Raw genomic sequence first — 23,747 nt, 5'->3', positions numbered from 1 at the left:
TCCGCCAACGCCGTTACACTGTACGGCTGAGTTCGTTTTTGACGGGGCGTTCTGGTCGCGCGAATCGGTTCCGGCGCTCTTGCCTGCTCTGCGAGGGCGCGCAAGGCGCCTCGCGTACTGTCGCGCTGGCAAGCGATCAGAAGCTGTAGCGCACCCGTCCATACCAGTACGCACCATTGCTGCCGATCGGCGAGAGCACGTCGTAGGGCAGGTTGCCGAAGTAGGCGATATCGTCGATGGAGCGGTCCGAATAGTTGTCCAGGATGTTCTGTCCGCCGATGGCCAACGTCCATTGCGTGCCCAGGTGGTATTCGGCTTCCAGGTCCAGCTGCCATTCGGCGCCGTAGGTCTGGCGTGGCACGAAGCCGCCGCCGAAATCGAACACGCGGGTGGCGCTGCCGTAGCGGTTGACGCGCGCTTGAAGGTTCCAGTGCTGGTTGCTCCAGTTGGCGGCGAGCGCGGCGCGCGTGCGCGGTGCGGCGTCGGTGAGCGTGTTGCTTTCCTCCACGCCGAACAGCACGTACTCCGGGTCCAACGCTAGCAACTGCGCCGGGGTGGCGATGATGTTCTGCAGTTCGGTCTTGGCGTAGCTATAGGTGCCGGTCAGCAGCAGGTCGCCGCCAAAGGCGTACCTACGCCAGTTGGCGACGAGCTCGGCGCCGCGGGTGCGGGTGTCGGCGGCATTGAGGAAGTAGCTAGCGCTCTGCACGCCGGCGACGCCGTAGTTCTGCTGCACGAAGCTGGTCAGCGCATCGCCGGTGATGTCTTCGGACAGCGCGATGCGGTCGTCGATGTCGATCTGGAAAAAGTCAAGCGACAGGTCGAAGTGATCGCCCACCTTGCTGGTGAAGCCCAGGCTGTAATTGACCGACTTTTCCGGTTTCAGGTCGGTGGCGCCGAGCCCGCGCGCGATGGGGTTGTTGACCGACAGCAGGCGCCCCTGGGTCAGGCGACCGGCGGCGTCGTAACCGGTGGAGGTCGCCTCGTAGCCGATCTGGCTGAGCGAGGGCGCGCGCACGTTGTTGGAGATGGCGCCACGCAACGCGAATGCCGGGGCGAACGCGTAGCGTGCCGCGAGCTTGCCGGTCCATTGGCTACCGAAATCCTGGTAATGCTCGTAGCGCCCGGCCAGATCGGTGGAGAACTTGTCGCCGAACTGGCTGGACACGTTGGCGTAGGCGCTGGCCACATTGCGCGACAGATCGGCCTCGTCTTGCGGGGTGAGCCCGCCGCCCGCCTGCGATCCCGTTGGGCGATCGGTGAACGGGCCGGCCGCGTAGCTGGCCGGGTCGCCGGCGTGGGTGCGATAGTGCTCGCGGCGGAATTCGGCACCTGTACCGAAGGTGTGGGTAGCACCGGCGGCGTCGAACACGCGGGTCAGGTCGACGTTGCCCACGGTCTGCGCGAAGGCGAAATCGCCGGTCTTGAAGCGCGTGGTGCTTGTGGGCCCCAGCGATGCATTGAGCGAGTTGCGTAGCCGGTAGGTGAAGTCGTTACGGCCGTGGTTGACGCTGGCGTCGTAATCCCAGTCGCCCCATTGCCCGCGTGCGCCGGCCACGATCTGCAGGTCGCGATTCTCGCCTTCGGAAATCGGGCGGTAGCCGTTGGGATAGAGCTCGCGCCAATTGGCGCTGCTGTCCGGGTAACGGAAGTAATTGGCGCCTTCGGTATCGCGCTGGTTGTAGGTGCCGAAGGCGTAGAACTCGCCGCTGGCGCTGAAGGGAACCTTGGTGTTGAGCCAGGCATTCAGGCCCTTGCTGGCGCCATCGCCGAGCACGTAATTGCGCTGGCCCCTCAGCGCCAGATTGGCCGGGGTCTGTTCTTCGAACGGCGGAATCTGGTCGAAGCCGGCGCGGTTGGTGGCCTCACGATTCTTTAGCTCCAGGCCGACCTTGAAGAAGCCGCCATCGTCGCCCAGCAGCGTGCCGACCTTGGCGCTGGCATAGCTGGTCTGGCCGTCGGTGACGCGACGATCGATCGGTTTGACGTCGGTGTTGTAGGCGCCGAAGCTGGTTTCCAGTTCGCCGCGCTCGGCGTTGTCGTCGAGGATCACGTTGATCACCCCGGCGATCGCATCCGAGCCGTATTGCGCGCCGGCACCGTCGCGCAGCACTTCGATGCGCTTGATCGCGTTGATCGGGATGGAGTTGAAATCCACCGGTGTGGTGCCCTTGCCGATCTTGCTGTCGGTGTTGACCAGTGCCGAGGTGTGGCGGCGCTTGCCGTTGACCAGCACCAGCACCTGATCGGGCGAAAGCCCGCGCAATTGCGCGGCCCGGATATGGTCGGCGCCGCCGGAGTTGGACTGGCGCGGGAAGTTGAACGAGGGCAGCAGTGCCTGCAGCGCGCTGCCGAGCTCGCCGTTGACCACGCCGGCCTTGCGGATATCGTCAGCGGTGAGCACATCCACCGGCACGGTCGATTCCAGCACGGTGCGGTCGCTGGCACGGGTGCCGGTGACGATCATGGTGTCCATCGTGGTGGCGCCGGCATCGGCCTGCTGGGCTTGCGCGTTGGCGCTGAGCACGGCTGCGATGGCCAGGCCGATAACCGAAAGGGTGGGGCGGGTCATGCTCTCTACTCCTGCAACTGCAAACGCGCAGCAGGGCCGGCGTCCGGCCGGGCTGGTGCGCAAGGGGGCGGACTGTTCCACATTCATCCAGATAGAGAGATATTATCGCGTTGTTCAGGCCTGCGCGAGATGGCGCGGTGCGCGGGCGCGCATCAGCTGATATCCCAATCGCATGAGCACTGACGCCCACGGCGTCACGCCCGCAGCCGTGCTGCTCGTACACTTGCCTCATCACGCTTGCCTTTGCAAGCGCCGACTGCGGCGCGTCACGCACGCAGTGCTGTCCCTTGCCCCCTGAAACCATTGGAGAAATCGATGAAGTTGCTGCCATCCGTGTTGATCGCCGCTGTGCTGGCGTTGTCTGGTTGTGTCACCACGCCGGGTAAGACACCCGCCGCGGCGGCGACCACCGCCAGCATGCAGGGCGATGCGCAACGCCCCGGCGATGCGCGCGGCTGGATACGCAGCGAGCTCTACTTTGGGGTGGGCGAAGAAACCGGCCCGGCCGACCGCCCGCAGACCCGCACCATCGACGAGACCCAGTGGCGCGCGTTTCTGGACAAGGAAGTGACCCCGCGCTTTCCCGATGGCCTGACTGTGTTCGACGCCTACGGCCAGTGGCTGTTCCGCGGCGCCAAGGAACCGAACCGCCTGGGGACCAAGGTGCTGGTGATCCTGCACGAAGACACCCCGCAACGGCGCCGCGACATCGAAGCGATCCGGTTGGCCTGGAAGCAGGCCACCGGGCACCAGTCGGTGCTGTGGTCGCGGCAGGCGGTGGACGTGTCGTTCTGAGCGCTCTTTAGGCGAGCGTCGCGCTACCGGCATTTTTTTGCTGTGGTGGTGCCAGCAGCGCTGGCGGGCCGTGCTGCTGCCGTTGATGCTGTGTGCGTACGCGCACAGCGCGACACGGTCATTGACTTGCATTTGTTGCCGATGGCCCGAATCGTGGATCGCTTGGCGGCAATGAAAAATACAGCCTTCCAGCTCTGTAGCTCGTCGCGTTTTTCCGCACCCGTGTAGCTGCGGTCGCCAAACACGCTGTCTTCCTGTGCGTGCAGCAATGCGTGCGTCACCGCGCCATCGGCGACGTTGGCTGCGGTGCACTGCAAATGGGTTACCCGCCCGGAGAATTCTTCCACCCCGATGTGCGCCTTCTTCGCGAAATTCCACCAGGGCAAGCAGTTGCTTCCAGGGAGCGACTCCGGTCTGCTTGCGCTTGCCTAGAGCGGCGGCGTCACCGAATGTCAGTTGCATGGATGCCTCTTCACTGCGAGCCGACAGTGTCGTGCGTTCGTGTCACGTTGTTCAGAGGTTCCCTGGTGCTTCTATGGCGTCCTCATGCTCAGCGCCCGCTTCTGCTAGCGGGTTCAATCATGCAGATAGTCCGTAGCGACGAGCCGAGTGATGAAGTCGACCGAATAGTCGTCATTGATGACTGCACCAAGTGGCGTCTCCTCCGCTCGTTCATCACATGTCTCATCAAACTCTACGGGCACCTGTTGGCTGTCAAACAGCGCCCGCAACTCGCTGGCTGTCGCCAGTGACGACTCGCTGCTGCTCAATCCGCCGTGCATCGCAGCACGCAGCGTCAACCCATCGCGTCGAATTTTTTCGATATAGCGCTGAATGGCGTTTATCACTTCGCCAGGCGCAAGCTCCTCCCTGGCAAATGGATAGACATGGAATACACGCACCTTCGCCCCCGGCATCGGGTGCCTGTTTTCTGGATTGATGCGTTCAGCCGCAAATGCGATCGCTATACAAGCCCCCATACCGTCCGTGATCACTGGCGTGTTGGGCAAACTGGTGCCGGTGCTATACAGATGCGTGGTATCTGCATCGTTGGGCACATTGTAGTTGAAACCGGCCACCTTGACAGTTGTGAAATGATCGATCGCGAACGCTCTACCTTGTGCCGCGTTGGCACCTTTAACATCGACGATAGGGAACGCCGATTGGCTACGATCCTTTATCTGAGTGTGCGGATGTGATCGCGTTTGCTGGTAGTCGGTGACAGGCGCCATAACGAGCACGTCATCATCTTGTGCGAGGCGATGATGCGAAATCTTCGTCGGGCGACCGCTTAATCCAGTCAATGGACCGCTATCGGCAGGTGTAAAAGACTGCTCCGAGAAAGTCGGCTCTGGCCAGGAGCTAATAGGCGTGTCGTGGTCCTGCCTATAAGTGCGACCCTCAGCAGCAGAAACGGGTGAAAAGCAGTTGCCCATGTGGGTAAGTCATTGCTCAGTGATGGCAGGAGATGCTAATGCAGTGCCCGGAGAAGCTCATGAGAATCGGGAAGATTCGTAGTGAATCACGAAAGATCTGGACATCGGATGTCAGCACGCGCGGATGCCGCGGGATCTGATCTACGAGCGTTTAAGGAAGGTCTGAACAACTCGCCCTCAACCTCCGACAATCGCGTAGAGGCAACGTGACGATAACGATGCAACTTCTTTCGGCAACGCGGAGTGCGACGGCACACGCAAGCAGACGCTGCGCGAGGTGTTCTTGGCCGAGACGGATCAGGTAGTGCTGTGGAGTGACTTGCTGGCGCTGATCGCGCCGCATACTCCAAAGTCGGGGCAGCCGTATCCGCTAGAGACGACGTTGCGCATCCACTTTTTGCAGCAATGGTATGCACTGAGCGATTTGTCGGCTGACGAGGCCTCCTACGACACCGCGTCGTTGCACCGCTTTGCGAAGATCGCTGGTCTGGACGAGGTGCCGGATGAGATGACGACCCTCAATGTCCGCCACTTGCCGGGGGCGACAGGATGTGCCGCGCAAGCTGTTCAACCGGGGCAACGCGCAGCTGTCGCGCTAGGGGCAGACTCCGCGTAGCTGACGATCGTGGACGCGGATGCCACGATCGTCGCTGCGCCCAGTTCGACCAAGAACAGGACGGCTAGCCCCAGATTTCCACGTAACCCACAGCCTGCAGGTACGTCATATACGTTCCAGGCGTTAATCCAGATGCAATGGCTGTTCGAGCCTCTGCGGTCACCATATGCATCTTGGTGTTCCATCCATCACACGACTTACCAATGGCTTGCAGGTCGCTCTTTTGAGCGGCTAACAAAACGCAGCGAGCAGGTCCGGCTGAGTGTGGATGCCGAGCTCATAACCGCAAAATGCGAGTGGTACATGCCGATTCCGCGCATCCGCCGCATCCGCCCGACAGTTGCACTGTAGTTTTGTTAGCCGCTGTCATTACCTCAGTCCCAGCTTCGCCCGAGTCTCGGTTGGGACTTGACAAGGTTCCTCAGTGCGTCCACCAGATCTGAGGCGTTATCCTTGTGTTCTTTCGCTGTCGCTACCACCATCATATCCACTTGTTTATTTTGCCTGATTGCCTCAAGAAAGTTCCCAACTTTGGTATCCACTACATTTTCCGCTTGTTCCATCGCGCTCGACGTCTGGGAAGGCACGTGCACCATTTTCAGGGCAGCGCGCATGACCTCATTGCTGATCTCTGCACGCCGTCCCTCTCGCGTCACCGGGTTAGGTCTCAGCATGTATGGGGACAATAATGGCCGACGTGAGCTATATGACGTATTGACATGATCTGAGGTCGCGACCGCGGGCAGCTGAGGCTGCAATATCGGCCGGGCGATGTCCGGGTTTCGTCGGAAGTAGTCTTCAACATGATCTTCAAGCCTTTTCACGGCTTCCTCCAAGTCGTCGCCTCCACCAATTGGCTGGCCAGCATGGACGAGTGTCCCTTGAACCCGCTGCTGCATCAGGGACTGCAACGCCTCGGCTTGATCAGTCGGGATACTTTCGACATCGAGCGTCCTGCAAAGCTCGAGGAGATCGTTGATTCTTGGCAACAATTGCGTCTTGATCCTTGTGCGTACCTGGCGTTCTGACGAGCTGAATGCATATGCTGGCGCGGCCTGCGGCCGAGGGGGAATTGGCCTATCGGTGAGCCCGGAAAGGCGATGTTCCCCAGGTCTCGCCGGGCCTTGATTGGACTCGCCGGCCCTATCTACATCATCGTGATCCGGCGGAGAACCAGGAGACGTGAAAGAGCCGGAACATGTTAATAATTTTTTTATTGTTTTCATTGCGATGCCTCGTTGCTGATCCAGGAGGTTAATAAACCGCAAGAGGCGACTGTGTTGATCGAGAACGAGAAGAAATAATGCGAAGGACGAACCTCCAATTGTCGTAGGCCCGGCGGTCCATCACCATCAAGGTGAACTCGCTGCCGTTATCGATCTGGATGCGTTGCTGCAGGTCGCGTTGGTAACGCAGACAGTTCCGTCACTGCCGCCACGTCTTCGCCGGCGAGTTGCTGATGCATTTCCATGACCAAACGTTCCTTCATGAAATTGTCCACGGTGGACAGGGCGCGGAAGCGACGCCCGTCCAATGATGCATCGCCACGAAATCCATGCTCCAGGCTTCACTTGATTAGGTCCAGTCAGGATCGTGCGCTCCAGCAGGTGTGCTGCAGCCCTGCGTCTGCGTGCAGGTTGCGCCGCAGGTTTAGGCCGGCTTGGCAGTACAGGCGGTACACACGCGTGTGGTTGGCTTTCCGGCCTTACCTACGCAACAGCACGAAGATCGGCCAACAACCATAACCGACCCGCACGGTCGCGACGCGGTGGCGCCTTAATCAGTCCCGAGGTTGGTAATGCCGCGCCGACCGACGTTGCTTGACGACCGTCTGCGCTCGACGAACCCCAATCGATACCGATCAACCAGAACCTTTTGATGGCACGTCCTGCAACATCGGCTTGTCCACGCTCAGATCGGCAACCAGCTGCTTGAGCGCGCGGCTCTCTTCTTCAAGCTGGCCTAGCTCGGCAACGCCGAGCCCACCGAACTTCTTGCGTCACGCATAGACTGTGGCCTGGCTGATGCCCATCTTGCGACAGATTTCCTCGACCGTGGTGCCCGTGTCGGGCTGCTTCAGAGCCAACGCGATCTGCTCTTCGTGAACTTCGACTTCTTCATGGCGACGGGCCCCCCAGGCCGGAGTCTCGCCGACTTTTCCAGGTCTAGCTGGCCAACGTTATAGGAAGGGGGTCCATCAGACACAAGCGCCAATTGAAATGGGTAAGCGATGGGAGCGTGCCGAGGCTGCCTGCGGGCGAAGATGGAGCCTCCGTTCCGGCTGCTCAAGCGCAGTTCGGTTACGTCAAGGTGCGCGATTGCTGCGTGGCGAACAACGCCACGCAGGTGCTGACGCTGTTTGCGCTGTCTAACCTGTCGCTGGAGCGACGCCATTATTGGCTGCCATGGCCGAATCGTCTTTAGAGCGGCTAACAAAACTACTACGCAGCCGCCAGGCGGGCGCGGCCGGTGCTCGGAATCCTCATGTACCACTTGTACACTGCGGTTCCTGCGCGCCGTCCACACCCGCCTGACGACTGCTCGCTACGTTTTGTTAGCCGCTCTTAGTTCGGGGCCACCCACGAAAATGCGTCAGCGTGCTGAAAATCGAGGGCCCAAGAGCCTTCAGCCTGGCCAATGCGGTTTGGCGCACCCTCCGATGGCGTTGATCGGACATTCCTAAGAGCCAACCAATCGCACGCTACCATGCAGGATCACGGCACTGGGCTGACCGTACGTGCCTTGCGCCAGCGACAGGATCCAAATGAACGATGCGGGCTGGAGTCATTTCTTTGCGGCAGTGCGCGTACGTTATGCCCCGGAAGATGATGCAGCGGACGCTGCTGCCGTATCGGCTCTTCTAAAGGCAAGCAAGCGATCGACCAACGCACCGGCGTCATCGCCAATGCCGCTGGCCGCCTCCCACAGACCGGGTTGCAAGTTGGAAGGCTCCCACGTTGCCAACCGCAGCAGATCCTCGGCGAGCTGGTTGCTCTCATGCTCGTTCATCGGATGATCCACACGCTCGTGCTCTTCGGGTACCGTGACAATATCGAGAGCTCGCTGCATACAGCCTTCGGTCGTTCCCAGTGCTTGCGCTCTGGAACCGATGTTGTATCCATAGGCATAAGCGCGTGCCAGCCGCTGGACGGCAGTCAGCGCGCAGGTGGTGGCGATACCGGCCAATGCTGCGATCCCGCTGGATTTTACAAGTTGATCTTTCTCGCTGAGAAAGCCGACAAATGCGATCCCCGTTGGGGGGATCGAGGCCAGGCTAGTGAGAGCGGCACCGAGGCCGGCGACGGTTGAGACATGGCTTGCAACCTGTTGCCGCGTTGTTCTGGTCGGCGCTCTGCGCGCCGGTTGCTGCGGCAAGCCTTGCAATTGCGTATTTATTTGCGCGTCGCCATGTCGCGACGATGTGTTGCCGAGTTCGATCTCGGCACGGCCGCTTTCCAGATCTATTTCTTGTCTTCTCACCGTAGGCGACATGGATGGCAACGCTGCGGGACGCATGGGATACCTCACCAGGAATTGTCGAGGATGCAATACTCTCATCGAACTCCGCCGTCCTCGCTCGGGAGCCGAAAACGTCGCGCTTGCGGCGAAGCCGGGCGGAAGAGGTGATGGCAACGAAGGTGACAGAAGAGATTGAGCGGTCAATTCCGATGGAATGCCCCAGGTTCTCAAGCCCCCACGTTTTACAGCATCAACGTCATCTGCATGCGGACTGCGTTGGGCAATATGCGCATGCATGCCAGCGAACGTCATCGGTCAGCGGATGACCATGGCCTTGCGGCCGATACGCGGCATCGGGTAGGGCTTGTGCGTGCGTTTACCCGGCGATAGAAAGTGCACGATGCCGGTGGACTCGCAGCGTAGTCCTGCCAGCCAGCTGGCCAATGTGGTCAGCGTGTTGAGCAGCTGGTGGTGCAGCCCTGCTTATCGGCAGGGTTGCGGCGCAAACGTGCATTCGACTGGCTGATTTACTCAGATCAAGGGTTGATCTACACCAGCGATCACCGGCAGGGTTTGCTGGCAGCCCCTGGCGTGATGTGCAGCATGAGACGGCGCGGCAACCGCCACATGCGCGAAGCCTGCCCTTGGGGCACAACGCCCCGTGGGAGAGCTTCTTCGGCCTGCTCAAACGCAAGCGGATCAGGCGCCGGTGTTTGTTGAATGGGGCTTGCAGTGAAGTGGCAGCAGGTGTCAGGGCGTGCATTTGGTAGCAAGCCGTGCCGCCACGGTATGGCAGCGGGCTATATATGGGCGTTTGAGGGGGCCTGTCTGGCGGTGCGCGCCGTAAGCGGTGATCGCGATGGCATCTGAGTGGACGGCATGGAAAGCACACCTGCCTTGATATGCGACGGCCTGCATTGCCCCTCATTGCAATGACGCATGCTTCGCGTTGCATTCGAACGCTGTTGCAGGCACGGTGCAGCAGCTACCATCGGCCGACTCCCACGCTTCTTTGGTTCTTATGTCGGCTCCCTCTTCGCGTCCTGCGGCACCGCCGCGCTGGTTCGTCGCCGGCGACCTCAATGGCTTCTTCGGCCTGGTGGTCGACAATCTGTCCATCCTCGGCTTCATCGCGATGGCCTTGGTCGGCATCTTCCAGTTCCCGCCCGAAGTGGTGTTCGCGCGCATGTTCCCCGGCACCGCCTTCGGCGTGCTGGTGGGCAATCTGCTGTACACCTTGATGGCGCGGCGGCTGGCCGCACGCACCGGGCGCGACGACGTCACCGCGATGCCGCTGGGCCTGGATGCGCCGACCAGCATCGGCATGGCGTTGCTGGTGCTCGGCCCGGCGTTTGCCGGTTTCAAGGCGCAAGGTCTGGACCCGCAGGCCGCCGCCATCGCCACCTGGAAACTCGGCATGGCCGCCCTGGTAGTGATGGGCCTGCTCAAGCTGGTGCTGTCGTTCGTGGGCGAGGCGGTGACGCGCGCGCTGCCGCGTGCGGCCTTGCTCGGTTCCATCGCCGGCATCGCGCTGGTGCTGATGGGCCTGTTGCCGTTGCTGGAAACGCTGCGCTCGCCGGTTGCCGGCTTCGTCACCCTGGGCCTGCTGCTGTACGTGCTGCTGGCCAAGGGCCGCTTGCCGACCAAGTTGCCCGGCGTGCTGGTGGCGTTTTTGATCGGCACCGCGCTGTATTACGGGCTTGGGCTGGCCGGATTGGGTGCGCCTGGTTTTGCCGTGCCGGCCTGGAATCCGCCGCAGATCGTGCTGCCGCTGCCGAACCTGGGCTTCATCGAGGGCTTGCCGGCGACGCTGGCGTACCTGCCGTTGCTGCTGCCGTTCGGCGTGTTGATGGTGGTGGGCGGCATCAACGTCAGCGAAAGCGCGCGCGCTGCTGGCGATGATTACCGCACCCGCGACATCCTGCTGGTGGAAGCCTTGGCCACGCTGGTGGCCGGTGTGTGCGGCGGAGTGGCGCAGACCACGCCCTACATCGGCCAGCCTGCGTACAAACACATGGGCGCGCGCTCCGGTTACACGCTGCTGACGGGGGTGTTCGTCGGTATCGGTGGCATGCTCGGGGTGATCAGCGGACTGGTGCAATGGCTACCGCTGGCGGTGCTGGCGCCGATCATCGTGTACGTCTCGATCGACATCACCACGCAGGCATTCCAGGCCACGCCTAAACAGCATGCCGGCGCGATGGTGCTGGGCTTTCTGCCATCGATCGCGTACCTGCTGACGATCAAGGCACCGGGCTGGATCGCGCCGGATCAGTTGGTGGCGCTGACCACCAAGGTCGATGGTCACGGGCTGCCGGAGCTGGCGGTGATCTTCGCGCTGGGCAATGGGTTCATCATCACCGCGATGCTGTGGATCGCCACGGTGGTGGCGATGATCGATGGCCGGCTGCGGCGTGGCGCGGTGTTCTTGCTGGTGGCGGCCGGGCTGACCTTGTTCGGGTTGATCCACTCGGTGGACCCGCGTGGTGGCATCTATTTGCCGTGGTCGCTGCAAGGCCTGGCGCGTGTCATCAGCTGGCAGTTCGTCGGTGCCTACGTTGCGCTGGCGGCGACCTTGCTGCTGCTGTCGCTACTGCCTGCGCGCAAGGCGGCGGTGCAGTGACCTATCGGGGACGAGCTGCGCAGTGCATTGTGGGCAGCGCGTTGTTGCTGTGCGCCGGCGCGGCATGGTCGGCGTCGTTCGACTGCAAGCAGGCGGGCACGCCGGTGGAAAAGCGGCTGTGTGCGGTGCCTGCGCTCGGAAATCTGGACGATCAGCTGGATGAGGCGTACCGCGGCGTGCTGGACGCCACGCCCCACGCATCGGTTGCCGCCGTGCGCGATCAGCAGCGCGTCTGGGTACGCCAGCGCAACGCCTGCGCGCAAGACGCCAAGCTGGACGACTGCCTGCAGCGCAGCCTGAAAACCAGGGTCGACGCACTCGGCAAGACGCTCACCGCCCAGCAGCAAACGCTGGACCGCATCATCGCCGGCATTCCGAAAGCGCCTGCGGATGCGGCGCGCCAGTTGCAGGGCTACGACGCGCCATTGGCATCGGCATGGTTGGCGTATCTGCATCAATTCGTGCCTGCAGCGGGCGTGGACGCGGCATTGGCAACGGCACGTTTCGAAAGCGCGCACAAGGCATTGCGCAACACCGACACTGTCGCAGCGTCCTTGCTGGACGATGTGGATGGAGTGCCCGCCATGCAACCGCAGCAACGCGTGCTGACGCTGCTGCGGATGTGGATCGAGCGCGACGACAGTACGCAGCGTCCTTATGTGCATTGCTTCATCTTCGCTGCGGTGGGCGAGCCGGCCTACGATGCGTTCGGCCCGTTGTATGGCTCGACACGCGACAGCTTCGCGCCGATCTGCGAACCGCCCGGTGGGCTGTTCGCGCTGCCCGGCTGGCAGCAGCTGGATGCCGGTTTCGCCGGGTTGATCGAAGCCTTGAGCAAGGACGCCGGCACCATTCGCTACGCCAGCTACGCCGAGTGGCGCATCATTGCGCTGCGGGCAGCCGTATCGCCGGCGCTGTATCTGCAGCCCGAATTGCGCAAGCGCTACGGCAAGGATCCCGACCAGGCGATTGCCGCCTGGTCCGGCGAGGACCGCGAGTGGCCCGCAGCCCAGCGCAAGGCCATGCGCGCGCTATTGCCCAAGGTGCGCGCGGAGACGTCCACTTGGCTAGTGCGTGAAAAGCGGATGCCGGCCAAGCAGGCCGATCAGGTCGCTGCCGCCATCGTCGCAGCCTGGGTGAATGCGCGATTGGATGTTGCGGGATAAGTGAGTGCATTGCAGCGGTAAGACGCTGCAGGTTTGCTGCACGTCCTTGCCCGCTCGCCATCGCAGAACGCGTTGCACGTACGTCCCTGTGAGTGCTTGTTCTGCATCCCCGCCGCGGACCGGAGACGGGCAAGGACCGGTCGAGATGGTCGGTGCGCGTGATGCGTGCATGGCGGTGGGTCTGTGCTCGTCGATCAACCATCTACCAATGCCTGGTGCGGTGTGCTTGCCGATTGCGGGAAGGTTGGTCCCCGTGGACGGGTTCACGGCGTTTCCCGCGAGCGGTAAGGGCACTGCGCCCTCGATTGACTCGGTTGAACAGGCCATCACCGAACATCGATGGAACCACCGCGACATCCCACGGTCTCACCCTGTATGTTGTCGATGTCAGGAGTTCCACGATGCAAACCACATCTTCGCGCTGGCCGTGGTTGTTGGCGGTTCCCGTGATCGCCGCCGCCGCTTGGTGGCTGTTTAGTGGCTCTCCCGGTACCGAGCCCACCTTGCCCGCGCCGATCACGCGTACCGCCGACGCAGTCGTCGCGGCGGTCAACCCGCAGCCTAAGCCGGTGAGCAGCGAGCCGCGTCATCCGCTGCCGGCCGCCTCGGCCGATGCCGCCGAGGCGGCGATTCCCGCATTGGCGCAAAGCGATGAGGCCTCCTGGCAAGCGCTGTTGGCGCTGGTGCAGGACGACGCGGCGTTGTCGATCGTGTTGCGCAAGCACCTGATCGAACGCGTGGTGGTGATGATCGACAATCTGACCCAGCCCAGCATCAGCCGCCGTGCCTTGGTGTTGCAGCCGCTGCCTGGCGAGTTGCAGGTCTCCGGCGCAGGCAATCGCCAGCTGATCGATCAGTCCAATGCCGCGCGCTATGCGCCTTACGTAGCCGCATTCACCACTGTGGATGCGCAGAGCCTGGCGCGCAGCTACGTGCGCTTTTATCCGTTATTTCAGCAGGCATATGCGGATCTGGGCGCACCGGACCGGTACTTCAACGACCGCGTCATGGATGTAATCGATCACTTGCTACGCACACCTGAGCCCACGCAACCGATCGAAGTGCAACGCGACGACCGTGGCCGGTACCGCTTTACGGACCCATCGCTGGAAGCGTTGTCTGTGGGGCAGAAGGCGCTGCTGCGGCTGGGGCCGACGCAAGCTGCGGCAGTGAAAGCGCAATTGCAGCGGATTCGCGCGGCGCTGCTGCAGGGGCGCTGAGGCCGTTTGCGCCTCAACCGTTCGTTGCTAAGGGCCGCATGTCATGCGGCGCTGCGTTCGTTCGCACGGGGTGAGTGCGTAGGCGCACGCGTCGCCGCCGCATGCGCCCGTTGCCGCCCGGGCGGCTGTGGCGGGTGAACGATAACAACAGTCGGCGACGCATCCAGTGCCACATCGTCGTCTGGCGCTGGCCTGCTGCAATGGTCGCGCGGGACCCGTCGCCGCCGCTTAGGCTGCATCGAGTTCGGGATAATGGCGGAAGATGCCAGACGTATTGAAGGCCACACGTCGCTCGGAAGCCAGATATGCGGCAACACGCGGTCGCTGGGCCACGCGTTGCTGCAGCGTCTTCAGTCCTGGCAGATCGTTTGCCAATGTCGCCATGCGCTTGGGGAACATGTATTCGAGGCCGCTGATCAGCTGAAACAGCGAAAGATCCACGTACGAATGCGTGCCGAGCGCATGGGTGCCGCCAGCTTGTTGCAGCACCTGCTCGAAGTAGCCAAGGAACTTGGGCAGGCGATTGTCGCGCAGGTCCTGCGCACGCTTGGCCGCTTCGGCGTGTTGGTCTTCGTAATACAGGCCAGTTGCGATCGGATGATGCGTGTCGTGCACCTCGGCGACCAGATCGGTGATCGTCATCTGCAGTTGCAGCGCCTGCAGACGCTGCGGCTCCGAATCGGGCACCAGCTGTAGCTGCGGGCCGATGAAGTGCAGGATCGCCGCGACCTGCGCCACCACGACATCGCCTGCCTTGAGAAATGGCGGTGCGAATGGTCGCGCACCCGCGTGCTCGCCTTCCAGAAACTCGGTCATGACCTCGTCGCCTTGCGTCCGGGCCACATCGGTATAGGCCGCGCCGGCGTCTTCCAGCGCCAGGCGGACGAATTCACCGCGGCCTTGCAGACCGGTCCAGTAATACAGCTGATAGTGCATGCGCAGCTCCGCAGTCGAGGGCGCTGCAGCGTAGAAAAACGATGGCTAGAGGTGCGTGAGCGATGCGTCAGCAGGTTGTGACTTCGCATCGTTCGGTTGCGCCTGCAGCCAGGCGAGCTTGCGCGCACGTGGCTGGCGTTTGAGCGCGCACTCTGCACGTGACGCGCTCGCGCGGTCCGGGTAGGGGCGACTGGCGAGCAGCTGCACGGGCGGATTGGCGCGCGTGTAACGCGCACCGGTGCCACGCAGATGCGCCTGAAACCGCCGCTCCAGATCGTTGGTAATGCCGGCGTAATAGCTGCCGTTGCGACACAGCAGCAGGTAGAGGTGCCAGGGCTTGGGTGCATCCATTCGCGCATTATCGCCGTTCGCGCCAGGGTGCGCAGTGCGCATCTCAGGTGCAGACGCTGTCGCGTCGGCTAAGGGCGGGGCACGTTGCAGCCACGGGCCGCCCGAGGCCCACGCGCGTGCAGCCCGACTCGCCGGGCTGCGGCACCGCCAGCGCCGACGGTGTATCGGATCGTGTGGCGCCGGGCGTGGCGAGCTGACGCCCGGCGCCGGTGCCACGCGCCTCCCGCCAGCCAGTGACTGCCCACTCGGAGCAGAACCGCGACGCAGTTGCAGGAGACCGCCTGCGCGCAACGCCTTCGACAAGCCCGACGGGGCGTGTCCGCGACCCACCCCTGGCACCGGCAAGCCTTGAAACCGCGCTCGGCAACCGCATCTGCACGGTATCGCCGGCGGTGCCGGCCACCTGTTCAGAGGATTCCCCATGCGGATGGACAAGCTCACCTCGCGGTTCCAGCAGGCACTGGCCGACGCACAGTCGCTGGCCGTGGGCCGCGACCACAACATCATCGAACCGGTGCACGTGCTGGCCGCGCTGCTCGACCAGAGCGGCGGCAGCACGCGCCCGCTGCTGTCGCAGGCCGGCGTCAACGTGCCGTTGCTGCGTGAGCGCCTCGGCGAGGCGCTGGACACCTTGCCCAAGGTGTCCGGGCAGGAAGGCAATCTATCGATCGGCAACGATCTCAATCGCCTGCTCAACCAGACCGACAAGCTCGCCCAGCAGCACGGCGATGCCTTCATCGCCAGCGAATGGTTCGTGCTGGCAGCCGCCGACGATGCCAGCCCGCTGGGCGTGGCGCTGCGCGCGGCTGGCGGCGACAAGAAGAAGATCGAAGCGGCCATCGATAAGCTGCGCGGCGGCGAAACCGTGCAATCGGAAAATGCCGAGGAACAGCGTCAGGCGCTGGAGAAATACACCATCGATCTCACCGCGCGTGCGGAGAGCGGCAAGCTCGATCCGGTGATCGGCCGCGACGAAGAAATCCGCCGCACCATCCAGGTTTTGCAGCGGCGTACCAAGAACAACCCGGTGCTGATCGGCGAACCCGGCGTGGGCAAGACCGCCATTGTCGAAGGCCTGGCCCAGCGCATCATCAACGGCGAAGTGCCCGAGGGCCTGCGCGGCAAGCGCGTGCTGTCGCTGGACATGGGCGCGCTGATTGCCGGCGCCAAGTTCCGCGGTGAATTCGAAGAACGCCTCAAAGCCGTGCTCAGCGACCTGTCCAAGAACGAAGGCCAGATCATCCTGTTCATCGACGAACTGCACACCATGGTCGGTGCCGGCAAGGCCGATGGCGCGATGGACGCCGGCAACATGCTCAAGCCGGCGTTGGCGCGCGGCGAGCTGCATTGCATCGGTGCCACCACGCTGGACGAATACCGCAAGTACATCGAAAAAGACGCAGCCTTGGAGCGCCGCTTCCAGAAAGTCTTCGTGGGCGAGCCGACGGTGGAAGACACCATCGCCATCCTGCGTGGGCTGAAGGAACGCTACGCGGTGCATCACGGCGTGGAGATCACCGACCCGGCGATCGTGGCGGCCGCCACGCTCTCCAACCGCTACATCACCGATCGCCAGTTGCCGGACAAGGCCATCGACCTGATGGACGAAGCCGCATCGCGCATCCGCATGGAGATCGACTCCAAGCCGGAGGAGCTCGACCGCCTGGAGCGTCGCCTGATCCAGCTCAAGATCCAGCGCGAGATGCTCAAGAAGGAAAAGGACGACGCCTCGCGGCAGCGTCTGGCCGACCTGGAAAGCGACATCGACAAGCTCGAACGCGAGTTCTCCGATCTCAACGAGGTGTGGAAATCGGAGAAGGCCGCGCTGCAGGGCACCACCAAGATCAAGGAGCAGATCGAGCACGCCAAGCTGGAGCTGGAGGCCGCACAGCGCCGACAGGACTACGCCAAGATGAGCGAGATCCAGTACGGCGTCTTGCCGCAGCTGGAAAAGCAGATGCTGCTGGCCAACGAAGTGGAACACCACGATTTCAAGCTGGTGCAGGACCGTGTGACCGCCGAAGAAATCGCTGAAGTGGTGTCGCGCTGGACCGGCATTCCGGTCAACAAGATGCTCGAAGGCGAGCGCGACAAATTGTTGCGCATGGAAGACGAACTGCATCATCGCGTGGTTGGGCAGAACGAGGCGATCAAGGTGGTGTCCGATGCGGTGCGCCGTTCGCGCGCCGGCCTGTCCGATCCCAATCGCCCGAGCGGCTCGTTCCTGTTCTTAGGTCCCACCGGCGTGGGCAAGACCGAGTTGTGCAAGGCGCTGGCCGATTTCCTGTTCGACAGCACCGAGGCGATGATCCGCATCGACATGAGCGAGTTCATGGAGAAGCATTCGGTGTCGCGCCTGATCGGTGCGCCTCCGGGCTACGTGGGCTATGAAGAGGGCGGTTATCTCACCGAAGCGGTGCGGCGTCGTCCGTATTCGCTGATCCTGCTGGATGAGGTGGAAAAGGCGCACGCCGATGTCTTCAACATCCTGTTGCAGGTGCTCGACGACGGCCGCCTCACCGATGGCCAGGGCCGCACCGTGGATTTTCGCAACACCGTCATCGTGATGACCTCCAACCTCGGTTCGCACCAGATCCAGGAATTGTCCGGCGACGGCAGCGCCGAGGCCTACACGCAGATGAAGGCCGCGGTGATGGGCGTGGTGCAGGCGCATTTCCGCCCCGAGTTCATCAACCGGCTGGACGACATCGTGGTGTTCCATCCGCTGGACAAGGCGCAGATCAAATCGATCGCGCGCATCCAGTTGCATGGGCTGGAAAAACGCCTGTCCGAGCGGGGCCTCAAGCTGGACCTGGACGATGCCGCGCTGGAGCTGCTCGGCAATGTCGGTTTCGACCCGGTGTACGGCGCGCGCCCACTCAAACGCGCGATCCAATCGCAGGTGGAGAACCCGCTGGCGCAGCAGATCCTTTCCGGCCAGTACGTCAGCGGCGACACCGTGCGGGTGCGCGCCCAGGGCGGACATCTGGAGTTCGGCAAGGCTTGATCGGACGCCGGGGCGTGGCGCAAGATGCGGGCGACCAGGCGGCGCTATGCGGGTCATCGGAGCGCGCGGGCACGCTCGCGCGCCACTGCCGTGGTAGTCCTCATCTGGCAATGAGTTTCAGATGCGCATTGGCTTGTATTCGATCTCCATTGTCTTTGCGATGGGATGGGTGGTGTCCTCCATGCAGAAGACACGCCGGATATCTTTGCCGCGCTCACGGCTTACGAATCCGAGGACGATGCGCGCTGCGCCGAGTTGATGGCTGCCTTGCAGCGTGCGTCCAGCCAACTGCCACAGAGCGGTGAACTGCTGCGTGCGGAATGCCTGTCTGCGGCGGGAAAGACCGACCAAGCCTTGCGCTATCTTGACGGCGAGTTGCCGCATGGGCGTATTTCCATCGACGATTTGCGCAGCAAGGATCGCCCCGGTCTGAATCGGCTGAGAAAGACTCCAGGCTGGCCTGCGCTGCTGGCGAAGGCCGAACGCGTCAGTGCACAGCAGCAGGCGACACAGGATCCGCAACTGCGACAGGAGCTGCTCGTGCGTGTGGAGAAGGATCAACACGTGCGCAACGCGGCGATCGCCGCGGGGGGGCAAACCGGCCGACTGGGCGTCCGTCGTGCCGGTGGATCACGACAATACCGCCTGGCTCAAGCAGGTCGTCGCTGCCCATGGCTGGCCGGGACGCCGCTTGGTAGGCGAAGACGGCGCCAATGCGGCGTGGACCTTGGTGCAGCATGCCGACGCCGATCCGGCGTTTCAGGCGCAAGCCCTGGCGTTGATGGAAGCGGCGCTTGCCCGGCACGATGTGATGCCGGGCGATGTTGCGCTGCTTACCTACCGCGTCTTGCTCGCGCAAGGCAAACCTCAACGCTACGGCACACAGTTTATGACCGATGCCGATGGCCGCATGTCGCTGCGGCCGACCGAGGACGAAGCCGGACTGGAGGCGCGTCGTCGCGCCATGGGACTGCCTCCCATGGCGGAGTACAAAAAGATGTTGCAAGACCTCTACCATCAATCGGTGCGCTGATCGGCAGCCGAGCGAGCAACGCCAGGACCGCCCGCGGTGGACGCCCAGGCCCGTCGCCGTGCACGGCGACGACCGCTCAGGCCAGCGCGCGCGGTGCGGCTGTCGATCGGCATCGCGCAGAGCAGATGCCTTGCGGGCGGATCCGGACCAGGCGCTGTCGTGAGTCCGGTGTCTCCAGGCGCGACCACGCACGGCCAGCCAGGCGTGCAGCCGGTCCAGGGACGTGTCGGCCGTGTTCCGCGCCTGATGGGGAAGTCATCTGCCGGGCAGGCGGGGAAGTGCGCAGCCGCACCTCACACCATCGGTCTGGTGATTGTCCGCCTCACCGGCGGGCCAGGCCCGATTCACTGCTACCATGCGCGCCCCTGAGGTGACTACCGGAGTTCCGGTGGTTTAAACGGGAATCCGGTGCGCGCATCGCCTTGGCGAGACGCAATTCCGGAGCTGCCCCCGCAACGGTGGGCGAGGTCAGATGCCGCAACATGCCACTGTGCATCCGCATGGGAAGGCGCGGCATCGGAGGCGTCAGCTTCCACTCGCGAGCCCGGAGACCGGCCTGTAGGGATTGACCCGGCACGCGGTGGGCGTGGCCTTGCTCCTCTGACGCTGCGCGTCGGACGCTTGGCCCGTTGCTGCGTGCCGTCCCATTGCCCACGCGCGGGTTGGCACGGTTCCAGGAGCAGTAGTTGATGTCCCTTTCTTCCGTTTTGCCGCGTCGTGCCGTGCTCGTCGTGGGGCTGTCGCTGTGCTTGGTCAATCTGGCTCATGCCGAGGCCGCCATCGATCTCGACCAGGTCGTGGTCACTGCATCGCGCACCGCCCAGACCCAGGACCAGACGCTGGCGCCGGTCACGGTGATCGACCGCGCACAGATCGAGCGTCGCCAGGTCAATGCGTTGCAGGATCTGTTGCGCGGCGAAGCGGGCGTGTCGTTGACCAATAACGGCGGGCCCGGCAAGGCGACCTCGCTGTTCCTGCGTGGCACCGAATCCGACCAGGTGGTGGTACTGATCGACGGCGTGCGCATCGGCTCGGCCACTGTCGGCGGCGCGGCGCTGCAGGATCTGCCGATCGAACAGATCGAACGGATCGAAATCGTGCGCGGCCCGTTCTCCAGCCTGTACGGCTCCGAAGCGCTGGGCGGTGTGATCCAGATATTCACCCGGCGCCCGCAAGGCAGGTTTGCGCCGACCGTGAGCGTGGCGGCCGGCAGCGACAACGCACGCCGTTACGGCGCGGGCGTGGCCGGGCGCAGCCAGGGCGATCCGAGCGAGGCAGGCGGTTGGTATTCGGTCAATGCCGTGCACGACGAAACCGATGGCATCAACGCGTATCTGGATACCACCTCAAGCGCGTACGACCCGGACCGCGACGGTTATCGCAACGATTCGTTGAGCGCGCAGGGCGGGTGGCGTTTCAACCGCCAGTGGGATGCCGATGTGCAGGCGTTGCGTGCGCAGAGCCGCAACGAATACGACGGCTCTGCATTTGGCGGCAATCTGAGCAAGGGCGTGCAGCAGGCCATCGGGGGCCGCGTGCGTTATGCGCCTACTGATGCGCTCAAGCTCACCGCCAGCGTCGGCAGCAGCGCCGATCTGAGCGATGCGTATGACGAAGGCGCCTATCTGTCGACCTACGACACCCGCCGCAAGCAGGGCGCCTTACAGGCCGATCTCGCTACCGGCCCCGGCCTGCTCACGGTCGGCTTCGATTGGCAGCGCGACGCCATCGCCAGCAGCGACACCTACGATGCCGACAGCCGTATCGACCGCGCTGCATTTGCGCAGTGGCAGCAGACGATCGGCAGCCAGTCGCTGCAGGCCAGCCTGCGCCGCAACGACAACAGCCAGTTCGGTGGCAAGACCACCGGCAGCCTGCTGTGGGGCTGGGATGTTGCCGAGCATCTGCGTGTGACTGCCAGCTACGGCACTGCGTTCAAGGCGCCGACCTTCAACGAGCTGTATTACTCCGACTATGGCAACCCGCTGCTGGGGCCGGAAACCTCCAGAAGTGCCGAACTCGGGCTGCGCGGCAGCGACGACTGGGGCACCTGGACGCTCAGCGCGTTCCAGACCCGCATCGCCGACCTGATCGCCTACGACGCGTCGTTGGTGGATGCGACACATCCGTTCGGGCAGCCGAACAATATCGATCGGGCGCGCATCCGCGGCGTGGAAGCCGGCTACGGCACCGAACTGGCCGGCTGGACCGTGCGCAGTGCGTTGACCTGGCTTGCGCCGCAGGCCGATGGCGACGTCAATCACGGCAACTGGTTGCCGCGGCGTGCGCGTCAGAGCGGACGCATCGATGCCGACCGCAGCATCGGTGCATTCGGCGTTGGTGCAAGCCTGTTCGGATCGGGCGCACGCTACGACGATCTGGCCAATACCGAACGCCTGGCCGGCTACGGCTTACTGGATCTGCGCGTGAGTTATGCAGTGAACGCGGACTGGAAGGTGCAGCTCGCCGCCAATAATGTGTTCGACCGCCAGTACGAAACCGCACGCTGGTACGCGCAGCCGGGCCGCAATTATCTGCTCACCTTGCGCTACCAGCCAGGGCAGTAAGCGCGCCGATGACAGCGGCTGCGCGCGGGTCGGACCATGCAGCCGGCGCTTGCCGCTGGATGCAAGCATCGCTACGGTCTGCACGGGCCGGTCGTTCGCCTGATCTCTGTTGCGTCGTCTGGTTGGCGACCGAGTAACCGAAGGAGACCATCGATGCCGCCGTTGTCCCGTGCCTGCGAACGTCTGCTGTTCATCGCCTCGATGCTGGTGATGACCGCCAGCCGCGTTCATCATGCGAGCGATTGGCTGCATCTGCCGGGCGCGTCCATGGCTGTGTTCTGTCTCGATGGCCTCGCGTTGCGGCGGTATGGCTACTTCGTCGCCTTGTTGGGGGTGTCGGTGGCGATCGATTGCGTCGCCGTCAGCCTGGCCGGCGTTAGCGACTTCTGCATTACGGCGGCCGATGCGGCGTTGCCGGTGGCCTATGGCCTGCTCTGGTACGCCGGGCGCGCATCTCACGCACGCGGGCGGCCCGGCGCTGCGTCACTGAGCATCGCCTGGGGTTTGGGTACCTTGGCTGCGGTGCTGTCGTTCTTGATCTCCAATGGCGCGTTCTACTGGTGGGGCGGACGCTATACCGACCCGCACGGGCCGCAGTATCTGCAGCGCGCCTGGCAGTGGGGGCCGTTGTTCGTGCGCACGACAGCGCCGTATCTGGCGACGGGGTTGACGGCCACATGGTGCGTGCTGCGCTGGCGCGATGCGCGCGTCGCAACACCGGCCTCCGTGCCGTTGGACTTGTCGTGATGGTGGCGGCGCGCGTCGCTGCGGTGCCCTTGCAGGGTAAAGCAGCCAGGACCTGCGGCATCGCGCTTGCAGCCCTGATGGTGTGTACACACGGCCAGCATTTGGCGCATGTGGATGCCCTGCCCAGCGCCTCATGGGCGGTGTTTTTTCTGGCCGGCGCATTGCTGCGCCCGCTGTGGATGTTGCCGCTGCTGTACGGGATTGCATCGCTGCTGGATCTGATCGGCGTGGCTCTGGGCAACAGCAGCGACTGGTGCCTGTCGCCGGCGTACTGGGCCTTCGCACTGGCCTACGCCGTGTTGTGGGGCGGCGGGCGGCTGGCTGCATCGCGGCGACAGCGCGACACCTGGCGTCGTGTCGCCGGGCCGCTGTCGGCTGTGTTGATCAGCGGCAGTGCTGCTTATCTGCTCTGCAAAGGCGGTTTCTATTTCTTGTCCGGTCGCTACCCGCACGCCACGCTGAGCGGATTCATTGCGCACGTGCCGGCGGACTACCCGCGCGCGCTCGGAACATTGGCTGGCTACGTTGGCCTGGCTTTCGTGCTGGTGGCCGCATTGCGCGCAGTCCGCGTGCGCGCAGCCATTGGAGTACGCGCATGAGCCCTCGTGAGCAGCACGATGCGCACTCGCGAAAGCGCGCAACGCAAGAAGGAGTTGGTCGACCGGCGTATCGCCCGGGCCGTGATCGACCGCGGCGTGCTGCTGGTCAATACCGGCAATGGCAATGGCAATGGCAATGGCAAGAGTTTGTCCGGCTTCGGCATGCTGGCGCGCTCGCTCGGGCATGGCCTGTCTTGCGGCGTGGTGCAATTCATCAAGGGCAGGTTTTCCACTGGCGAAGAGGCGTTTTTCCACCGCTTTCCGGATCTGCTCGACTCTCACGTCATGGGCGAAGGTTTCACCTGGGAAACCCAGGACCGCGCGCTCGATGTCGCTGCCGCACAGGCGGCCTGGCAAGTTGCGCGCGGCATGCTGGCCGATGCGCGCTACGACTTCGTGCTGCTGGACGAACTCAATATCGCGCTGGTGAAAGACGACATCGCGCTGGATGAGGTGCTTGCCGCCGTCGCCGCACGCCCGCCGCGTCAGCACGTGATGACGCGGCGGGCGATACCCTCACCGACATGCGTTTGGTCCAGCATGCGTTCAACGCCGGCATCAAGGCGCAGCTTGGCATCAGTTGTAGGCGTGGCCGAGCGCATGCAACGCTGCGCAGTGCG

General features: G+C 63.6%; 19 protein-coding genes, 1 other RNA gene, 5 pseudogenes and 1 riboswitch. Of the genes and pseudogenes, 15 read left to right on the top strand and 10 right to left on the bottom strand.

All coding sequences use genetic code 11. From position 1 onward, the window contains the following. Positions 1-136 precede the first annotated feature (136 nt). Complete coding sequence (locus XBLMG947_RS06920; RefSeq protein ID WP_065467184.1) at positions 137-2,572, bottom strand: TonB-dependent receptor plug domain-containing protein; 2,436 nt, start codon at positions 2,570-2,572, stop codon at positions 137-139. Between the two features lie 315 nt (positions 2,573-2,887). Between XBLMG947_RS06920 and XBLMG947_RS06915 the strand changes: the two genes are divergently transcribed. Beyond that, the gene (locus XBLMG947_RS06915) at positions 2,888-3,367 is read left to right on the top strand and encodes a DUF3574 domain-containing protein (protein WP_065467182.1); all 480 of its coding nucleotides are present in this window, start codon (positions 2,888-2,890) and stop codon (positions 3,365-3,367) included. A 131-nt stretch (positions 3,368-3,498) separates the two neighbouring features. On the opposite strand, the pseudogene XBLMG947_RS21255 reads toward XBLMG947_RS06915, so the two are convergent. Together XBLMG947_RS21255 and xopAF are read right to left on the bottom strand one after the other, a co-directional pair. Beyond that, positions 3,499-3,744: pseudogene (locus XBLMG947_RS21255) on the bottom strand (transposase); the annotation flags it as partial. A gap of 198 nt (positions 3,745-3,942) precedes the next feature. Further along, a complete protein-coding gene (xopAF, locus tag XBLMG947_RS06905; protein ID WP_245228120.1) occupies positions 3,943-4,803 on the bottom strand; it encodes a XopAF/AvrXv3 family type III secretion system effector in 861 nt (286 codons plus the stop codon). A 268-nt stretch (positions 4,804-5,071) separates the two neighbouring features. On the opposite strand from xopAF, the pseudogene XBLMG947_RS06900 reads away from it, so the two are divergent. Continuing rightward, a pseudogene (locus tag XBLMG947_RS06900) lies at positions 5,072-5,536 on the top strand (transposase); the annotation flags it as partial. A 257-nt stretch (positions 5,537-5,793) separates the two neighbouring features. Here the strand turns inward: XBLMG947_RS06900 and XBLMG947_RS06895 are convergent. After that, a complete protein-coding gene (locus XBLMG947_RS06895) occupies positions 5,794-6,033 on the bottom strand; it encodes a hypothetical protein (RefSeq protein WP_065467168.1) in 240 nt (79 codons plus the stop codon). Positions 6,034-6,222: 189 nt separating this feature from the next. Between XBLMG947_RS06895 and XBLMG947_RS06890 the strand changes: the two genes are divergently transcribed. Next, positions 6,223-6,447, top strand: coding sequence for a hypothetical protein (locus XBLMG947_RS06890; RefSeq protein ID WP_065467166.1), 225 nt, complete (start codon positions 6,223-6,225; stop codon positions 6,445-6,447). Between the two features lie 971 nt (positions 6,448-7,418). Here XBLMG947_RS06890 and XBLMG947_RS24120 read toward each other — a convergent pair. After that, on the bottom strand, positions 7,419-7,511 hold the full coding sequence (locus XBLMG947_RS24120; RefSeq protein WP_139074368.1) for a helix-turn-helix domain-containing protein: 93 nt from the start codon (positions 7,509-7,511) through the stop codon (positions 7,419-7,421). A gap of 130 nt (positions 7,512-7,641) precedes the next feature. On the opposite strand from XBLMG947_RS24120, the pseudogene XBLMG947_RS23555 reads away from it, so the two are divergent. After that, positions 7,642-7,843 (top strand): annotated as a pseudogene (locus XBLMG947_RS23555) (IS5/IS1182 family transposase); the annotation flags it as partial. A 60-nt stretch (positions 7,844-7,903) separates the two neighbouring features. Then, positions 7,904-7,979, top strand: a non-coding RNA gene (locus XBLMG947_RS06880) — sX9 sRNA. Positions 7,980-8,230: 251 nt separating this feature from the next. Here XBLMG947_RS06880 and xopAV read toward each other — a convergent pair. Together xopAV and XBLMG947_RS23925 are read right to left on the bottom strand one after the other, a co-directional pair. Then, positions 8,231-8,935 carry a type III secretion system effector XopAV gene (gene xopAV, locus XBLMG947_RS23550; RefSeq protein ID WP_245228119.1) on the bottom strand — a complete coding sequence of 235 codons (705 nt, stop codon included), beginning with the start codon at positions 8,933-8,935 and terminating at the stop codon, positions 8,231-8,233. A gap of 258 nt (positions 8,936-9,193) precedes the next feature. After that, positions 9,194-9,322 (bottom strand): hypothetical protein, encoded by a 129-nt coding sequence (locus tag XBLMG947_RS23925; RefSeq protein ID WP_258077740.1) that lies wholly within the window; start codon positions 9,320-9,322, stop codon positions 9,194-9,196. A gap of 18 nt (positions 9,323-9,340) precedes the next feature. Between XBLMG947_RS23925 and XBLMG947_RS23545 the strand changes: the two are divergent. From XBLMG947_RS23545 to XBLMG947_RS06855, 4 genes and pseudogenes are all read left to right on the top strand, one after another. Continuing rightward, positions 9,341-9,588 (top strand): annotated as a pseudogene (locus XBLMG947_RS23545) (IS3 family transposase); the annotation flags it as partial. A gap of 311 nt (positions 9,589-9,899) precedes the next feature. Further along, positions 9,900-11,501, top strand: coding sequence for a SulP family inorganic anion transporter (locus XBLMG947_RS06865; RefSeq protein WP_065467162.1), 1,602 nt, complete (start codon positions 9,900-9,902; stop codon positions 11,499-11,501). Continuing rightward, positions 11,498-12,667 carry a lysozyme inhibitor LprI family protein gene (locus XBLMG947_RS06860; RefSeq protein WP_065467160.1) on the top strand — a complete coding sequence of 390 codons (1,170 nt, stop codon included), beginning with the start codon at positions 11,498-11,500 and terminating at the stop codon, positions 12,665-12,667. Before XBLMG947_RS06865 ends, XBLMG947_RS06860 begins: the two co-directional genes overlap by 4 nt. Positions 12,668-13,068: 401 nt before the next feature. After that, the gene (locus XBLMG947_RS06855; RefSeq protein WP_065467158.1) at positions 13,069-13,887 is read left to right on the top strand and encodes a DUF3014 domain-containing protein; all 819 of its coding nucleotides are present in this window, start codon (positions 13,069-13,071) and stop codon (positions 13,885-13,887) included. 228 nt (positions 13,888-14,115) lie between these two features. Here the strand turns inward: XBLMG947_RS06855 and XBLMG947_RS06850 are convergent, their stop codons facing one another. Continuing rightward, the gene (locus XBLMG947_RS06850) at positions 14,116-14,823 is read right to left on the bottom strand and encodes a glutathione S-transferase (protein ID WP_065467156.1); all 708 of its coding nucleotides are present in this window, start codon (positions 14,821-14,823) and stop codon (positions 14,116-14,118) included. A 45-nt stretch (positions 14,824-14,868) separates the two neighbouring features. Further along, positions 14,869-15,174 (bottom strand): GIY-YIG nuclease family protein, encoded by a 306-nt coding sequence (locus tag XBLMG947_RS06845; protein WP_065467154.1) that lies wholly within the window; start codon positions 15,172-15,174, stop codon positions 14,869-14,871. 421 nt (positions 15,175-15,595) lie between these two features. Here XBLMG947_RS06845 and clpB point away from each other — a divergent pair, with 421 nt between their 5' ends. Continuing rightward, positions 15,596-18,181 carry an ATP-dependent chaperone ClpB gene (clpB, locus tag XBLMG947_RS06840; RefSeq protein ID WP_065467152.1) on the top strand — a complete coding sequence of 862 codons (2,586 nt, stop codon included), beginning with the start codon at positions 15,596-15,598 and terminating at the stop codon, positions 18,179-18,181. A gap of 117 nt (positions 18,182-18,298) precedes the next feature. Here clpB and XBLMG947_RS23540 read toward each other — a convergent pair whose 3' ends face one another. Continuing rightward, a complete protein-coding gene (locus tag XBLMG947_RS23540) occupies positions 18,299-18,745 on the bottom strand; it encodes a hypothetical protein (protein ID WP_245228117.1) in 447 nt (148 codons plus the stop codon). A 55-nt stretch (positions 18,746-18,800) separates the two neighbouring features. On the opposite strand from XBLMG947_RS23540, the gene XBLMG947_RS23535 reads away from it, so the two are divergent. The 5 genes and pseudogenes from XBLMG947_RS23535 to XBLMG947_RS06815 all read left to right on the top strand — a co-directional run. Continuing rightward, positions 18,801-19,214 carry a DUF6624 domain-containing protein gene (locus XBLMG947_RS23535; RefSeq protein WP_245228116.1) on the top strand — a complete coding sequence of 138 codons (414 nt, stop codon included), beginning with the start codon at positions 18,801-18,803 and terminating at the stop codon, positions 19,212-19,214. A gap of 351 nt (positions 19,215-19,565) precedes the next feature. Continuing rightward, positions 19,566-19,788, top strand: a riboswitch (cobalamin riboswitch). Between the two features lie 115 nt (positions 19,789-19,903). After that, entirely contained in the window at positions 19,904-21,781 is a 1,878-nt protein-coding gene (gene btuB, locus XBLMG947_RS06830) for a TonB-dependent vitamin B12 receptor (RefSeq protein ID WP_065467150.1), read from the top strand. Positions 21,782-21,934: 153 nt separating this feature from the next. Further along, positions 21,935-22,528, top strand: coding sequence for a hypothetical protein (locus tag XBLMG947_RS06825; RefSeq protein WP_065467149.1), 594 nt, complete (start codon positions 21,935-21,937; stop codon positions 22,526-22,528). Continuing rightward, positions 22,528-23,127: a hypothetical protein gene (locus XBLMG947_RS06820; RefSeq protein WP_065467147.1), complete on the top strand. Its 600-nt coding sequence runs from the start codon at positions 22,528-22,530 to the stop codon at positions 23,125-23,127. The genes XBLMG947_RS06825 and XBLMG947_RS06820 overlap by 1 nt, the downstream gene beginning before the upstream one ends. Then, positions 23,124-23,711, top strand: a pseudogene (locus XBLMG947_RS06815) (cob(I)yrinic acid a,c-diamide adenosyltransferase); the annotation flags it as partial. The gene XBLMG947_RS06820 and the pseudogene XBLMG947_RS06815, both read left to right, overlap by 4 nt. Between the last annotated feature and the right edge of the window lie 36 nt (positions 23,712-23,747).

Origin of the sequence: Xanthomonas bromi (assembly GCF_900092025.1) — a bacterium.
Classification (GTDB): Bacteria; Pseudomonadota; Gammaproteobacteria; order Xanthomonadales; family Xanthomonadaceae; genus Xanthomonas; species Xanthomonas bromi.
This window is presented reverse-complemented; position numbering and strand designations above follow the sequence as displayed.

Coding starts and splice junctions, on each gene's coding strand:
- XBLMG947_RS06825 (WP_065467149.1), top strand. CDS start 21,935: ATGCCGCCGTTGTCCCGTGCCTGCGAACGTCTGCTGTTCATCGCCTCG.
- xopAF (WP_245228120.1), bottom strand. CDS start 4,803: ATGGGCAACTGCTTTTCACCCGTTTCTGCTGCTGAGGGTCGCACTTAT.
- btuB (WP_065467150.1), top strand. CDS start 19,904: ATGTCCCTTTCTTCCGTTTTGCCGCGTCGTGCCGTGCTCGTCGTGGGG.
- XBLMG947_RS06850 (WP_065467156.1), bottom strand. CDS start 14,823: ATGCACTATCAGCTGTATTACTGGACCGGTCTGCAAGGCCGCGGTGAA.
- XBLMG947_RS06820 (WP_065467147.1), top strand. CDS start 22,528: ATGGTGGCGGCGCGCGTCGCTGCGGTGCCCTTGCAGGGTAAAGCAGCC.
- XBLMG947_RS06855 (WP_065467158.1), top strand. CDS start 13,069: ATGCAAACCACATCTTCGCGCTGGCCGTGGTTGTTGGCGGTTCCCGTG.
- XBLMG947_RS06865 (WP_065467162.1), top strand. CDS start 9,900: ATGTCGGCTCCCTCTTCGCGTCCTGCGGCACCGCCGCGCTGGTTCGTC.
- XBLMG947_RS06915 (WP_065467182.1), top strand. CDS start 2,888: ATGAAGTTGCTGCCATCCGTGTTGATCGCCGCTGTGCTGGCGTTGTCT.
- xopAV (WP_245228119.1), bottom strand. CDS start 8,935: ATGCGTCCCGCAGCGTTGCCATCCATGTCGCCTACGGTGAGAAGACAA.
- XBLMG947_RS06920 (WP_065467184.1), bottom strand. CDS start 2,572: ATGACCCGCCCCACCCTTTCGGTTATCGGCCTGGCCATCGCAGCCGTG.
- XBLMG947_RS06895 (WP_065467168.1), bottom strand. CDS start 6,033: ATGCGCGCTGCCCTGAAAATGGTGCACGTGCCTTCCCAGACGTCGAGC.
- XBLMG947_RS06890 (WP_065467166.1), top strand. CDS start 6,223: ATGATCTTCAAGCCTTTTCACGGCTTCCTCCAAGTCGTCGCCTCCACC.
- XBLMG947_RS06845 (WP_065467154.1), bottom strand. CDS start 15,174: ATGGATGCACCCAAGCCCTGGCACCTCTACCTGCTGCTGTGTCGCAAC.
- clpB (WP_065467152.1), top strand. CDS start 15,596: ATGCGGATGGACAAGCTCACCTCGCGGTTCCAGCAGGCACTGGCCGAC.